The sequence below is a fragment of the Sulfitobacter sp. GN1-4 genome (assembly GCF_055693825.1).
The window spans coordinates 3,253,485-3,268,260 of sequence record NZ_JBVFUQ010000003.1 but is presented as its reverse complement, the minus strand read 5'-3'; the positions used below and the strand labels follow the sequence as shown (position 1 = coordinate 3,268,260).

10 protein-coding genes and 1 pseudogene are annotated in these 14,776 nt (G+C 54.4%); 3 read left to right on the top strand and 8 right to left on the bottom strand.

What is annotated here, in order from left to right; genetic code table 11:
- Positions 1-45 precede the first annotated feature (45 nt).
- Together ACZ1HM_RS16685 and ACZ1HM_RS16680 are read left to right on the top strand one after the other, a co-directional pair.
- Complete coding sequence (locus ACZ1HM_RS16685; protein WP_472743775.1) at positions 46-969, top strand: DUF1963 domain-containing protein; 924 nt, start codon at positions 46-48, stop codon at positions 967-969.
- Positions 970-1,319: 350 nt separating this feature from the next.
- Complete coding sequence (locus ACZ1HM_RS16680; protein ID WP_472743774.1) at positions 1,320-2,345, top strand: hypothetical protein; 1,026 nt, start codon at positions 1,320-1,322, stop codon at positions 2,343-2,345.
- 218 nt (positions 2,346-2,563) lie between these two features.
- On the opposite strand, the gene ACZ1HM_RS16675 is transcribed toward ACZ1HM_RS16680, so the two are convergent.
- From ACZ1HM_RS16675 to ACZ1HM_RS16655, 5 genes are all read right to left on the bottom strand, one after another.
- Positions 2,564-3,130: a hemerythrin domain-containing protein gene (locus tag ACZ1HM_RS16675; RefSeq protein WP_472743773.1), complete on the bottom strand. Its 567-nt coding sequence runs from the start codon at positions 3,128-3,130 to the stop codon at positions 2,564-2,566.
- 78 nt (positions 3,131-3,208) lie between these two features.
- Positions 3,209-4,738, bottom strand: coding sequence for a glutamate synthase-related protein (locus ACZ1HM_RS16670; RefSeq protein ID WP_472743772.1), 1,530 nt, complete (start codon positions 4,736-4,738; stop codon positions 3,209-3,211).
- Positions 4,735-5,730 (bottom strand): glutathione S-transferase family protein, encoded by a 996-nt coding sequence (locus ACZ1HM_RS16665; protein WP_472743771.1) that lies wholly within the window; start codon positions 5,728-5,730, stop codon positions 4,735-4,737. Before ACZ1HM_RS16665 ends, ACZ1HM_RS16670 begins: the two co-directional genes overlap by 4 nt.
- 22 nt (positions 5,731-5,752) lie before the next feature.
- On the bottom strand, positions 5,753-6,796 hold the full coding sequence (locus ACZ1HM_RS16660; protein WP_472743770.1) for a hypothetical protein: 1,044 nt from the start codon (positions 6,794-6,796) through the stop codon (positions 5,753-5,755).
- Positions 6,796-8,022 carry a hypothetical protein gene (locus tag ACZ1HM_RS16655; protein WP_472743769.1) on the bottom strand — a complete coding sequence of 409 codons (1,227 nt, stop codon included), beginning with the start codon at positions 8,020-8,022 and terminating at the stop codon, positions 6,796-6,798. The genes ACZ1HM_RS16660 and ACZ1HM_RS16655 overlap by 1 nt, the downstream gene beginning before the upstream one ends.
- A gap of 105 nt (positions 8,023-8,127) precedes the next feature.
- On the opposite strand from ACZ1HM_RS16655, the gene ACZ1HM_RS16650 reads away from it, so the two are divergent.
- Positions 8,128-9,018 (top strand): LysR family transcriptional regulator, encoded by an 891-nt coding sequence (locus ACZ1HM_RS16650; protein WP_472743768.1) that lies wholly within the window; start codon positions 8,128-8,130, stop codon positions 9,016-9,018.
- A 1,147-nt stretch (positions 9,019-10,165) separates the two neighbouring features.
- On the opposite strand, the gene ACZ1HM_RS16645 is transcribed toward ACZ1HM_RS16650, so the two are convergent.
- From ACZ1HM_RS16645 to ACZ1HM_RS16635, 3 genes and pseudogenes are all read right to left on the bottom strand, one after another.
- A complete protein-coding gene (locus tag ACZ1HM_RS16645) occupies positions 10,166-11,680 on the bottom strand; it encodes a tyrosine-type recombinase/integrase (RefSeq protein ID WP_472743767.1) in 1,515 nt (504 codons plus the stop codon).
- Between the two features lie 629 nt (positions 11,681-12,309).
- Positions 12,310-13,737 carry a tyrosine-type recombinase/integrase gene (locus tag ACZ1HM_RS16640; protein WP_472743766.1) on the bottom strand — a complete coding sequence of 476 codons (1,428 nt, stop codon included), beginning with the start codon at positions 13,735-13,737 and terminating at the stop codon, positions 12,310-12,312.
- Between the two features lie 290 nt (positions 13,738-14,027).
- A pseudogene (locus tag ACZ1HM_RS16635) lies at positions 14,028-14,656 on the bottom strand (tyrosine-type recombinase/integrase); the annotation flags it as partial.
- Positions 14,657-14,776: the final 120 nt, after the last annotated feature.

Sequence of the window (14,776 nt, the reverse complement as noted above, 5' to 3'; positions counted from 1 at the left end):
TATCTCATATTCTGTTCCAATGCACTCTAAAGGAAAAGCTCTGTAATGAGAACAAGAACACGTATCAGAACAGTCGCAAAGGCGCCGTCCCCGCCCGAAATAGAAGAGCCCGAAATCCTGGCGGCGCTCAAAGCCTTGGAGACAAACTGTCTGCATATTCGCAAGACACCGCGCCCGGATGGTGACGGTGCGCAGGGATGCTGGTTGGGCGGGCGACCGACCCTGCCTTCTGATCTGGACTGGCCGCATATAGACTGGGAGGACGAGCATCCGATCATTCCAATGCATTTTTTGGCGCAGATCGACCTTGCGTCGGTTCCTGACTTCGAAGGGCGCCCCGCTATGCCCACGTCGGGGACACTCTTTATTTTTGTCGAACCCGTTTACGCGCCGATCTACTCGTACATTGACGGCGGCTCTAAAGTTCTGTTTTCCAATCAAGACCTGACAGGGGTAGAACATGCTCCGGTCCCAGCGGGTCTCCCCGTCGATTTCGACCTTGATCCACCTGAAGCATCCGGTGGGTATGAGGATAACCCCACAAGCGAATATGAGAGATGGAACTTCACGTTTGAGCCGATGAAGAGCTGTGCTCTTCGGCCTGAAGCGCATCCTGAAGTTTATCGACGCGCTTGCCTCGCGAATTTTCATGCGTGGCAAGCCATGGAGCAAAAGACGTCTATCGATCGCGATGGTGAGGGCACGGAGACCGGCGCGAAGTCAATGATGTTTGGCAGCCATTCAATGTTCGATACGGGTACCCCTTTCGATGAGTTTACTCGGAGGTCTATCCCGGACGACAAAAAAAGCCCAACCGAGCGGTATGTGAATTTTTTGACCGTCTTCGCCGATAGGGATGATCTAAATTTTTTCCTTGGCTACGATGACGACGCGCGCTTTTGGATTAGCCAAGAGGCACTGGCCCAAGGCGATTTCTCTAGAGCATTTGTGCTAGGTTATAACTCTTGACTGAGTAATACCACGGACGGTCTGGACGCGGGGCGATCGGCTCTGCGGTTGCATGAACAAATAAGTATCAAAAGGCGACAACGGGCTCCGCTCGTTTGGGCGTAGCGAATGTCCTTTTCCCACCGCGGCGCGGTTCAGGTCAGCTTCGAGCCCAAACCAATTAGCTTGCCACGAGACAGCGAAAGTTTCGTCTTGTTCAGGACACAAATTTCTTGAAACAGTGAAATCAAGAAATGCGAGACATTTATGCTCACTGCAAAAATAAGCTTCAACACACTCTTAGTTGGAAAAGGGTGTTCAAGTTTTTGGGGTGAGAAGACCGTGCCATTGCCCGAAACAAAGAACAAACAATGATTGACCCACCACTTATTCTGTCAGACCAGGCTCTAACGGACAGAAAAATTCTTCACCGCGATCTCGCTTATATCAAGATTGCGGATCGCACTTTTCGACTTGGATTGGATCATTCGGCTTTCAAACAGGAAAGAGAGATTTTTGATACTGCCTTCGTGCTTGGTGAACGCCCCTACATGGCGATGAACGAATTGATGTGGCTGGGCATCCGCAAAAAACTGACCAAAGAAGAACGGCTGGAGATACAAGACGAAGGTATGGCCGATGACCGCAGAGACGCCAAGATTTGGCGCGCCTTTGATCGGCCCGATATCGCCGACATTCTCGACGAATATTACAGTCTATCAGAAGACGTAGAGATCGAGATTGTCCGTGAGGACGGCTACGTCTGGCCAGAGATAAAGAACTACGAGAACATCGAGAAAAGGAAGAAAGATCTACAGGAGCGCGCCAAAGCTCTATCAATGGGGGCGTGTTACTCGGTCGATGAGATGACATCCGCTGTCTGCAACAAGTTCAACCTAGAGCTGCGACATCTGGACGAATTCAATCAGTATTGGGTTTCGAAAGTCATTGAATCTCCAAGGTTTTTGACATTTGCGCCGCGAGTTGACGACGCGAGCTGGGGCCTGGCAAATAAGCCTTACGGTTGGCTGACGAAACGCCATGGCGCAGCACTCGAAAAGCATGGCTACACTTATAAGTTCGCGTTCTGGGAACAAGAGATTGGCCACGCGCGCGGGCACCTTTGGATACAAACAGATCGCGGGCCGTTGCGTTTGACCGATAAGACTGATGCAACTTCGCTACGCAGTAACTTTCCTGTTCAGGTGTCTACGGTCGAGGGCGAACACCTTTTTGTGCTTTTGGAAGCTGATGTGCCAGACCATCTGATGCGAGACGGGCCAAATATTCATCCAGAGCTTTCAGCACGCAGATCAAAGAAGAAAAAGCCGACCAAGTTCGATCCCACGTCTTTGCCGAACTGGCTGAGAAGACTCTTCGCACCGAATGGTAAATGATACTAACTGCACCAAGTCTCTTGAATTTAGGCACCAGCGACAACACACGTTGTGACCTAACCGATTTCAACCTTAAGCCGACATTGGCGCAGGCGCAGCGAAAGCTTACTTTGTCCGCAAGGCCGACGTTCAAGTTGGCCACAGCGAATGTTCGCTAGGCGGGACAAAACGGACCTTGGGTGTTATAAACCCAAGGTCTGCTTTCAATACGAATGGCATCAACCTCTTAGGCGATGGTGCAGAATAATTGGTACCGCCAACTCTTCCTCGTCGCTGAGGTGCCGCTTGAGGAATGCTTCGATAGTGGCACTCGCTTCGTGGACCGTTGCGGTTTCATCATAGGCTTGTGCCTCATCAAGTGCTGACAATTTTATCACCCGATTGGCCGTGCATGTAAAATCATCAAGCACTTTGTCCAGATCGGCGTGGTCCTGTTCCAGCACCTCGAGTCCTGCATCAAAACGTGGGTCAGCCGCTGACAGCTCTGGGAAATAGCTGTGGTCCTCCCAGCCGTGATGACCGTGCAAATTGCCAACGAGATGACCGCCATAATAGGACAGCCGTCCGGCGTAATCCATCAGGTCCATGTCTTTGTTCAAGAGGGCTTCGGCGTCCAAACGAACACGCTCCGCTACGCGACGAAACAATTGATGCGCGCCGAGCCAATGCTTGGTTTTTTCTTTGAAACCAGGGTGAGCGTCCCAGCTGTCGCGGGGATATTGCTCCAAGAGAAATCGCATCTCTTTCGGTATCACAGTCTGGCGAACAGTGTATGTATCGAGCATTTGATTACTCCTTTCCGATCATAGGTGGGACGACGACAGGCGCCCCACCAGCGCGGTCAAACGCATAGTGGAAATGCGTCAGCGAACCCCCGCATAGCGGATGCCACTGAGGTCGGCGACTTCGCGTTTCCATGTGGTGATGTCGCGCTGCGCGAAGCCGGACAGGCTGTCGTGGCCACAGGCGCGGGCGAGGACCTGCATCAACTCCACACTGGCCCCGAAGTATCGCGCCAGCTTCTCGGCCCCAATCTGCACATCAAGCCGCTTGCGCAGTTCTGGCTTTTGCGTCGCTACGCCGACCGGGCAGTTGTTGGAGTTACACATGCGCGCGGCGATACAGCCAACCGCTTGCATGGCCGCGTTGCTCACTGCAATCGCATCAGCCCCAAGGGCCATGGCTTTGGCAAAATCCTCGGCAACACGCAGGCCGCCCGTAATCACCAGAGTCACCTCGCGCCCCGTCTTGGCGTCCAGATGCGCGCGGGCGCGGGCCAATGCCGGGATCGTCGGTACAGAAATATGGTCGCGGAAGATCAGGGGTGCGGCCCCTGTGCCGCCACCACGTCCATCAAGGATGATGTAGTCTGCGGATGCCTCTAGCGCGAAATCGATATCGTCTTCGATATGGTTCGCGGACAGTTTGAACCCAATTGGAATGCCACCCGAGCGTTCGCGGACCTGATCGGCGATGCGTTTGAAGTCGGCAGCTGTGTGCAACTCTGGAAAGGTCGATGGGGAAATCGCAGATTGCCCCGGCTCCAACCCACGCACCTCAGCGATTTTGCCTTGCACTTTGTCGCCGGGCAGATGGCCGCCCGTGCCGGTCTTGGCCCCTTGACCTCCTTTGAAGTGGAAAGCCTGCACCTTGGCTACATGGTTCAAGTCCCAGCCGAATTGAGCAGAGGCAAGCTCGTAAAAATAGCGGTCATTCTCGGCCTGCTCTTCGGGCAACATGCCGCCTTCGCCGGAACAAATTCCCGTGCCTGCCATCTGCGCACCGCGTGACAGGGCTGTCTTGGCCTCTTCGGACAGCGCGCCATAGCTCATGTCCGAGACAAAGAGCGGGATATCCAGCTGCAACGGCTTGGCCGCACGCGGGCCAATGGTGACCGACGTGGCGACCGCCGCGTCGTCCAAAAGCGGCTTTCGCGCCATCTGTGCGGGCAGGATCTGGATGTCATCCCAATGGGGAAGATCCTTGCGGGGAACACCCATCGCACCCATTTCGCCGTGGTGCCCGAGCTTGCTCAGCCCGTCTTTGGCCAGCGCATGAATGCGCGCGACAGTAGGTTCCTCCGGAGTTGGTGTGGCCTGCGGGATGTCGGATTTGGGCGCAGGTGCGTTGTCTCCAACTGCCAAATCCCCAAGCCGCGTGTGCGAGCCGTCGCAGAACGGGCCATTCGCGGTAGATTTGCACTGGCAAAGCGCGGCATCGCCGTCCTTGTCTGCGGTGAACTTCAGCGGTGTGATGTTTGTGCCTGCATGAGACCCATCACAAAAGGGTTGCGACTTGGAGCGTCCGCATCGGCACCAGTAGTAGTCCTTGCTTGCCTCTAGCGTTACTTTTGCCGGAGCTTTGGCGGCGATGATGGGAACGTCTTTGGTCATCCTGCAGTATCCTTTCCAAATTTTGCACGGTCATGTGGGGCCGCGTAATCAATCACCGGCCCCATTGGCACGACACCGGTCGGGTTCACGGTAGCATGGCTGCCGTAATAGTGTTTCTTGATATAAGGGATATCGACTGTGTCCGAGATGCCGGGCTGCTGATAGAGATCGCGGACGTAGCCGGACAGGTTCGGGTAGTCAGCGATGCGGCGCAGGTTGCATTTGAAATGCCCGACATAAACCGGATCGAACCGCAATAGCGTGGTCCAAAGCCGCCAGTCCGCTTCGGTCTGATAGTCACCCATCAAGTAACGCTGCGTGCTCAGCCGCTCTTCCAGCCAATCAAGGGTGTCGAACAGAGGCCCCAAAGCCTCTTCGTAGGCCTCTTGTGTCGTGGCAAACCCAGCCTTGTAGACGCCGTTGTTCACGGTGTCGTAGATCCGGGCATTCAGAGCGTCGATCTCGGTCCTGTCAGCTTCGGGGTAGTAATCCCCTGTTTTGGCTCCAATACCGTCAAAAGCCGCGTTGAACATACGGATGATATCTGCGGACTCGTTCGACACGATCGTGTTTTGCTTCTTGTCCCAAAGCACGGGCACTGTGACACGACCTGAGAAATCAGGTTTTGCTGCCGTATAGACCTGGTGGAGAAACTCGGCGTCGTGGATCACATCTGGTGTCGATCCATCGCCCTCTGCAAAGGTCCAGCCATCAGGCCCCATGAACCAATGTACGATGGAGACCCCGATCATTTCTTCCAGACCTTTCAGGGCTCGAAAAACCAAAGCGCGGTGCGCCCAAGGACAGGCGAGCGAGACATAGAGGTGATAGCGACCTGGTTCCACTTTGAAGCCGCTCACGCCCGAGGGGCCTGCCGACCCATCTGCCGCTACCCAGTTTCGAAACGCGGACGGTTTGCGCACATAACGCCCGCCGGTGGATTTGGTGTCATACCATTTGTCGACCCATTGGCCGTTTTGAAGCAATCCCATATAGGTCCTCCGTTTTGCACTCTCAGGGCGCAATGTTGATTGTCAGGATGGTTGGGTCTTGCACCGTGCCGATGGTTCCGGAGGCGGCATCAAAGGGTACACCGGGTGTGTTGCCGGAGACATCTTCGAGTTCTGGATCAACGATCAGGCGATAACGACCAGCGGTCCAGGGCCTGCTTGGAACAAGCGACCAACCGCCGCCGTCAGTTGTGATATCGCCTTGGACTACAGTGCCATCGGGCGCTTCCAGCTGTAGGAGCCGCCGCACGGCCCCGATGTCCATAATGCGATCAAACCCGACAGAAAGAGGCGCGTGCGTATCTGATTGAGGCACAAGGATGTCCCATGCAAATGGATCAATGCCCCGCCTTTCTGCGGGGCCGACCCGAAAAGCTAAAGCGACAGGCTCGTCGAGGCTTGCGCCTGCGGCACTGCGCATCTGGTCCGATACGATCAGTCGGTAGCTCTCTCCTGCCTGCAGCGGCGCACCACCTGCTGAATTGGGACCAACCCCCTGCTTGATGCGCCCGGGATCAAGCAACAGCGTTGCCCGGCGTTGATCTGCATCCCAAAGCTCAGTCTCTAAGTTGAGGAAAGGGCTGATGACCTCTGATCCGTCGGCCACGATCAAATTGACCTGATCCAACAGCTGACCCCGCGCCATCGGTTCGGTGAAGTGGATATAGAGGCGCAGAGTGTTAGCGGGGATCACTGCTTGTGACGGACTGAACCCGGCGACGCGCGGCACAGCAGCCTCTGTTGCGGGCACTGCGATGTCAAAAACGCTGCCCCCAATAATCAAAGTGTAGTTCGTCCCGGGACGCAGCGAAAAGCGCGGGGCTATAATCAACCGGCCCTCATCTTCGGTTACGCTCAACGGCATGCTCCGCGTTGAGGCTTGCCCCGTCACCGTCAAGCGCACGTCAGCCTCAACACGCGCATCTGTCACGACGATGATGCCCGCAGAGTGATCATACCGCGCCGTAACCTCCGCCAATACCGGCAGGGGCAAGGCAACGAGGGCGGCAAGCAAAGCCTGCCGCACCATCTGCGCTCCGAACGTCATCAGTTATACTCAAGCGGTGGGGCCGATTTGTAGCCGAATGGGTCGGGACCGCCCTCAAAGTTCATCTCGACGATGTGGTCAGCACGATCAAAGAAGAACGGCATTGGCAGTGTGTGCAGCTGGATGTTGCGTGTGTCTTCCGGCGCGCGGCGGATCACCACGGCGTAGTTCTCATCCAGGGTGTCCAGATGCATTGCCCCGCTCATTGGTAGAGAGAACTGAGCCACGCCCGCCGTCGAAAACACGGGCTGCACCCCCTCACCGTGGGGCATCTCCTCAGCCGCAGCGACCGCCTCAATGTTCAAAGCTGCGGCGGAGCGGTTTGTGTTGGTCACAACCACATTACTGCTGCCATCCCATGCGTTCACGTAAGGCACGATATCAAGCGGCGTGTTGCCAAAGCCCATCTCGCCGATCATCGTGCCGCGCACTTCTGCGCCATCTGTCAGATCGGCCAGCGGAATGCGGACAATCGGCGTACAGGCAAAGATCGCGATGAGCGTCGGCTCGCCATTTAACTCGGCAATGGTCTGGCTGATGATCGGTGCGCGCGTCTCATACTGCGCATGAACGGCATGCCAGATCTCGATGGAAGATGTGCTGACCTCATTCGTGAAGGGGAGCGGTATCCGACGCAATTTGGAACTGAACTCCTCATTCGACAGGCCTGCGACGATCAATTCGCCGTTGTAGTAGTCGATATCCGTGATCGCGAGCGTATTGAGCGATTGTCCGAACTCGAAGGTCTCTGTTGTCGGAACCGGACCAACGCTTATCGAGGAATGGGTCGCTTCTGTCAGATCAACAAGCTCAAGTGCGCCATTGTTCACCGCAATGATGACCGCCTCGGCATCAGGGCCTTCGCCGCGATGCACCGACAGGAACACTTGTTTGCTGGGTTTGTGCACCACCATATCGTTGATCACGACATCATGCGCTTCGACACCAAGCAGACCGGCGATCTCAACGTCGAGGTTATTGAAGATCGTCCGCCCCTCAAAGGTTTGCGCGCGACCAAGTTGATAGGATGCTTGGTCCGCGACCAGATTGCTTAGGTCAAAGGCGTGAACAAGCCCCGCCTTGCCGTCGCCGACGAAGAGCGTGTTTGCGGTGTCAAAGGCCAAGGCTCCAGCGGACTGCAAGATAGCATTTTGAGCGTTGACCGAACCAGTCGCCGTGACCGCAGCCACAGCTCCTGCGAGCAAGTGTTTGGATGGAAATCGCATTCTTCTCTCCATTGTTTGTCATTGTCCGCCACATTCTAAGGGGTTGCGTTTCTGCGCACAGATCGGAAATAGTGACCTCAGGGGTCACAAAAAGAGAACGGCGTCATGGGTCAAATCGAAGATTTGAAACTGTTTGTCACGGTGGTTGATCAAGGCAGCATCGCACGCGCGGCTGATACGCTTGGCATCGCAAAATCGGCAGTGAGCCGACGCCTCGGGCAACTTGAAAGCCGCTATGATATGCGGCTCGTTGACCGGAAACCGGGAAACTGGGCAGTGACCGAAGCAGGCAAAGAACTGCACCAGCGCGCCGTGCCAATGCTGGCGGATGCGGATGACCTGGACGCCGACTTCACGCACGCATCGCGCAATGCCAGCGGACCACTGCGCGTCACAATTGCCCATGAATTTGGGCTGAGCTTTCTCAAGCCGATGCTCTTTCAGTTCGTCCAAGACTACCCCGATATCGAACTTGTGGTCGATTTTGATGACCGCACCATCGATTTGGAACGTGAAAATTACGACCTCGCCGTTCGCATCACGTCGCATGACCTGAACGAGGTCAGCCAAGTCTCGCTGGGCACGACAACGCATGGGCTATTTGCTAGCCCCAGCTATCTGCAGCGGTACGGAATACCGTCTGAACCAAAAGACTTGGCCAGCCATGCCTTTCTGCACTACGGATCAAGCCGTCGCCCGACCTGGAGTTTTGGGTATCAGGGCAAGCCAGCAAGGATCGCCTTTAAGCCTGCTCTCAATTCCAACACCGGGTCATTCTTTACCGATGCCGCTGTAGACGGTTTGGGCATCATCAAGCTACCAGACTTCATCGTTTCGGGAGCCGTGGAAAACGGCGATCTGGTCCCCGTTCTACCGGAGGCAGAATTCGAGGTATTCGGTATCCATCTCATCCACTCACCAAACCGACGGTTGAACAAGCGCATGCGCATGTTTGTCGCAGCGGCTCAAGAGCAATGTGCTGTCTTCAGGAAGTAGTCGATACGGACCGGGAGCAGACTTCGGTGCAGCCTGCAGCATCAGTCGGATTGGGCTCGAACCTGTCATTAGGTCCATCGCGGCAATGCGATACGTCAGCCGAAAATTGCGTCAGACAACTTATAGATTGGCGCTAGAACGCCGACCCCACCACCACCACACCCACCTCTGAGTGATCAGACCACCGATGCACATCCAGGGGCCTAGAATGCCACGGATCCTCTATCTCATTTGGTCATGCAGTCTCCTAGGATCATGAAGGCCGGCCTTAGCTAGGTGGTTCGGAGAGCCTCTCGGGTTGGGGCCTCTTCCTTTTTCTTGCCCCCCCTGTCTCTTCGCTCCCATTACTCATACCTATTTCAAGTATGGTCTAAGCCTACCACTGCAATGGCCGACAGCACGATCAGGGGCATTTTCGGGGGCATTTCTGGCCCGAGAGCATCACTCAGGCGCATCAATGATCATATAAGGAAGAAGTGGCTGGGATGGTAGGAGACCTTCCCTTCCGATCCTGTTCTTGGGCTTAGCGGAGGCAGTCGGGAAAAGGGGGCACTTTTGGGGGCATTTTGATGATGATGACCACAATTCCCGGGTGGTAGTTGGGGCCCCAAAAGGGGTGGCTTTCGCCGATGCTGTCAGACGCCCTGAAGAGCGTCCGACCCGGGTTTCCGAGACAGCGGCTTCACCGCTGCTTCACCCCTAGCTAGGACCTTTCGTTGAGAGGGGCACGCACTGGGGCCTACACGGGTCCAGCGGGTGGAACGGGTGTGGGGATACCCAGTCTGGGGAGCCTGACAGGGCCTCTATCTAGGGTAATCCATGGTAAGAGATCATCACTAATAGAAAGAACAATAATAACAGAACGTAAGGCAGGTGCAGGGAGCGGCACACAAGACTGGCAGTGATGGACCACAAACTACCGCCACCCGTAACACCCGTTCTCCCCGTTCAAGCTGAGGCAAGGCTGGTTGCTGGGACTGGGCTGAGTGATGAGTACCAAGAACGGGTGTCACGGGGGGCTTGAGGGGGTGTGGACAACAGGGGCGGAAAGCGGACTTTCGCTGCAGCACGTGAAAAGGGCCGCCGAGCGGGACAAAGGTTCCGTCCACTGAGGCAGTATGAAAGTCAGATTGCGGCCCGTTTCTGCCTAGCTCAGTCGATCTGATGAACTTACTTTACCGTCGACATGTTCGAAATACTGTGCAATCTCCGGCACCGGTCGCGCAAACGATTGAAGCGGCTTTGTCGTGCCGCGATCCAGAGCAGCATAGTCTCTCCATTCCTCAGTCTGTACGCTGGACCAGAGAGTCTTCAGCTCAGGCAGCATTTCCAGCGCTGCCCGAACCCGTTTTTTGTTCAAGGGAGTGAACCTTTGCCGAATTTGCTGCTCTCGGTATTGCTCAGCCAAATGTCCGTAGGTGTTGCTGACCATTATGCTGCTCGCATGGCCCAGCTGTTTTGCCACAATATCCAGAGGAACACCGTTACGGACTAGATCGCTGGCGTATGTGTGGCGAAGACCGTGAAACACCAGTTCAACTGGAAGCCCAGCCCTTGCGACGGCACGTCGAAATAACTGCGTGTGCTGCTTTCGCCATGGTTTGCCCATGTCTGAATTTAGGACAAAATCCTGCGAGGACTTCCCTCTGCACTGTTCCAGGAAGAATGCCATACCTTCATCTGGCAAGAACACGAACCTAGCGGGAGACCTCTTAAACGCCGCGATCCGCAAGCCATAAGCCTGAAAACCGACATCGCACACTTTCAGTTGACCAAGTTCCCCGACACGACAACCGCTGTAAAGAGCGGCCAGGACGAGTTTGCGCAGAGCTGGTGTGCAGTTATTGAGCAGTCTATTGCACTCAGATCGATCGAGGAACAGCGTCCTGGGAGTGTGGTTGACAGGTATCCGCTTCAGACACCGCCAAGGTCGCTCTGTTTCAATTGCAGCGTTGTCCCAGGCATGCTTGAAGGCCATTTTCAGGACGGAAACTAGGGAATTGAACGTTCTCTTGCGCCGTCTCAAATCATCTGGCGTAAGCTCGTCAATAGACTGTCTGGGCAGATGTTCGCGAAACCCATATTTGGGGGGTGTTTCTAAAACTTGACGGGCCAACTCTCTAAGATGTGTGGCGTTGAATTCTTCCAAGGGAAGGTGAGCGAACTTGGGAATGATATGGTGGTTGATGAGTACAAGGTTATTGTAATGCCCACCGGAAGAACGGGACAGCCGGGTCCAATCACAATAGTCCTTGAGGGCATGCCCGACTGAATACACGTCTCCAATGGGGCAAATACTAACGTCCTTCATCCGCCCGACGGCTCTCGGGGTGTTCGCAAGAGCCTTGATAGAGCTGGTACCGAACCACTCGAAGGCGCGAGCTAAAGCTGTCTTATAATCAATTGATCCGTGCCCGAGCTCCAAAGCCGACCCAAGGCATTTCTGACGGTACAGTTTGTCCTTGGTCAGTATCCGCGCTGTCCAGTTACACAGTTTGGCATCTGGCCTATGAATGCCGATATGGCGACCCGTGTACAGGCTATGCCAATGGGCTGTGGACCTGATAGTGAGCGCTTCAATTTGCTGCTTTGTTATGAAACGGCAAGGGTTATCAAGGCCTTCGGATTTCAGAAATTCACTTGCTTGGCGTAAATAGGACATCGTGGCTTTCTCCTCATAAAGGATTAAGACTACCTCAACTTCACGCCCTGTATTCACCGAACCAGAGGATTTGGGCTACCTTAGGAGGCTGGTGGTCCAGTTCACTCCGTCAAAACCGGAGGTCGCTTTCGTCCCTATGATGGCTTTCTGCTTTGGGGCTTGCAAAGGGGGACCAATCCAGAAACGCCAAAATTTTCTATCACCTCTGTGGCGACAGCAAGTGCCTCTTGCGGTGTTTTAAAAGGCGCTGGCCAGGACATGGTCCTCCTATCTTCGGTCGTGATCTCGAAAGTCCACGCCCCATGGGCCCCGTCTCTAATTAGTTCGATTGCAAGCCATGTATCGGGCGGTATTCCGCATTCACTTGTGGTTTCATGATCTTTCGTCATAGGCGAGCTGCTTTCGAAAATGTGTCGGCCATCGAGCGACTAGTTTTGATCTGATGATCAATCGGCATGTTGTTTTTTGCTACGCGTTGAAAGTTAACAAATGGTTAATAGGCAGGGGTTTCAGCTTATCTAGAAAGCGTTTGACAGAACTCAGTCGTATTGATTTGCCCGCCGCTCATAGACGCCAAGCGACGGACAAATGCCCGTTGGCCACGAATGAAGCTAACACCACAATGAACCCTAGCGCGGTCGGAGTTCGTCCTCCCGTTCCCGCAACAGACTCACAAGTTCTCCTGCTGCCTTGCTCCTATTTTTTAAGGGCCAGGACCAATGCGGTTCTTCCTTGCTTTGCAATGTGTCCCTCAGACGTTGCAGTCTTGCGTCCTTTCTAGCCTTCTGCAGTGGAGCGAAGCGCCGTGAAATCTCATTTTCAAGACCCTCGCAACAGAGATGGCCGTATGTGCGACTGACCGTGTCAGTATTGGAGTGACCAAGTTGTTTGGCGATCATCACAAGGGGCGTGCCAGCCTGCACCAGTTGACTCGCGTATGTATGCCTTAGACCATGGAACACGAAGCTGTCCGGCAAACCAGCACGACGCACCGCCTCCTTGAACAAGTGCTTGTGGCAACCGGTCCAGGACCTCCCAGAAGCCATGGTAAAGACCCGGTCCTCGTCGTCTAGCGCTTCAATTTGGTCGAGGAAGAAGGTCATGCCTTCATTTGGCAAAACGACATACCTACCACGATAGCTTTTCAAGGGTTCGACATAGATCCCAAATACGTGACCGCCTACGTCTCGTGCTTTCAGCTTAGCTAGCTCCGATACACGACAACCTGTGTAGAGTGCACCTTGAACGAGGAGGGCTAGATCAGGACGACAAGACGCGATCAAGCGTTTTGCCTGTCCACGGGTAAGGAAGAACTGACGCGGTGCATCTGCGTGCGGCACACGGCGCAGGCGACGCCATGATAAATCGCTTGGAACGTCCCCATTCTCCCAAGACATCTCGATCGCTGCCTTGAGCAGGCCAATTACGGTGTTGAGTGTCTTTTTTCTCTTTCTGAGGCGTTCATGATCCAAGTCTTGCAAGCGAACTCGGCTCACGGATCGGCCATTGCCTTTCACCGGAGCGGTTTCGAGCACATCTAAGCAGAATTGTGTGAATACCGATTGACTAAGTTCTTGGACTGGCAGGTCGCCAAGTCTTGGAATGATATGGTGATTAATGAGTGACAGTGTCGTCTCAAAATAGGTCCGGGCGGCAGCGATACGCTTCCACTCGACGAATGAATACATGGAGTCACCGACGGTGAATGGACCTTTGGATTTTGAGTAGTTCAGCTTAAGGTTCACACCAACAGAATAGGGTTCCGATGCTATTGCCATAATTTTTGGTTCGTTGAACCAATTGTTGGCGGCGGACGCTGCCTGCGAATAAGTCAACCCGCCAACTTTAGTTTGAAAATGAGACCCCAGCCTTATCACGCTGTAGCCTCCGTCTAAGCGACGAATTCTGGCCATCCAGTACCATTTGCCGGATGGATGTTTTTGAAGTCCAATGTGACGGCAATACTCCAGTATGTTCCAATACGGGGCTATGCGATCCGGCAGCCGCGTTACGTTCGCGATTTCTGACAATGGTGGTGCGTGTTTCGTTTGGTTCACTTCTGCAGTCCTCCTTGGGGTTTTTGGCATCGATCTGGCAGAGCGCCGGATCAGAACAAGGAACGCGGTTCAACGAAATACCGCGTTGAGTAGCAAACTGAAGAAAAGTTGACCCCAAAAATGGGTAGCGGACGCGCGTGATAAGTTCGCTCACGGTGTTTGATTGCAAAGTGCCCACTGAACTTCTCGTGCAGCAGATCAATTGCTGCTATTTCCCGCCGCATTGCAGCTGTTCGCCCAAATAGTGAAAGGTCGCTTGGGACCGCCAACAAAGACGGCCCAAAATTTCGGATTTCAATGGCTTCTGCTATTGCGAGCGCATCCTCAAGTTCAATTCCCAGTATCTAACGTTGCAGTCTATCTTTGTGTGGCCCAGCAATAACTGAACCACGCGGAGGTTGACCGTTTTCTTGTAGATCTGGGTTGCCTTCGTCCGCCGCATCGAGTGCGTTCCATATCCGCTCGTTTCTATACCGATTGATGTGGCCCAGTCGCGGATGATGCGCGCATACTGTGGTGTCGAGAGATAAAGTCGCTCATGGAAGAGACCGGGCCAAAGGTGCTCGGAGCCGACCGTGAGTTCATCATCCATTCGCTTCTCAACTGAGGCGCGTCTGCTTTGGAATATCTCATATCGCACAGGTTTCTGCGTTTTGCTTTGCAGGACCTAGGCGCGCTCCTTAATCTAATCTGATGCCATGACATCAACGACTTTCATCTTCAACAGGTCACAGCAGCGAAGCTTGCTGTCGATCGCGACGTTGAAGAGTGCGAGGTCACGACGGTTTTCTACCAATTCGAGTCGAACATCGATCGCCCAGACATGCTTTGACTTCAATGGTTGATTCTGGCCGACGATCCACCCCTTGTTCCAAGCAGGACGAAGTGTCTGAATAGGTGGTAGATTTGATGTTTTCATTACTGATCCTCCGATCCGCCATGCCCTCCCAAAATCACAGCCCAACGTTGACGAGGCATCAAATCATGAGATTGCTGCTTTGCGTCACAGGTCCGCTGTGAGCCCTTTGTTGACATATGC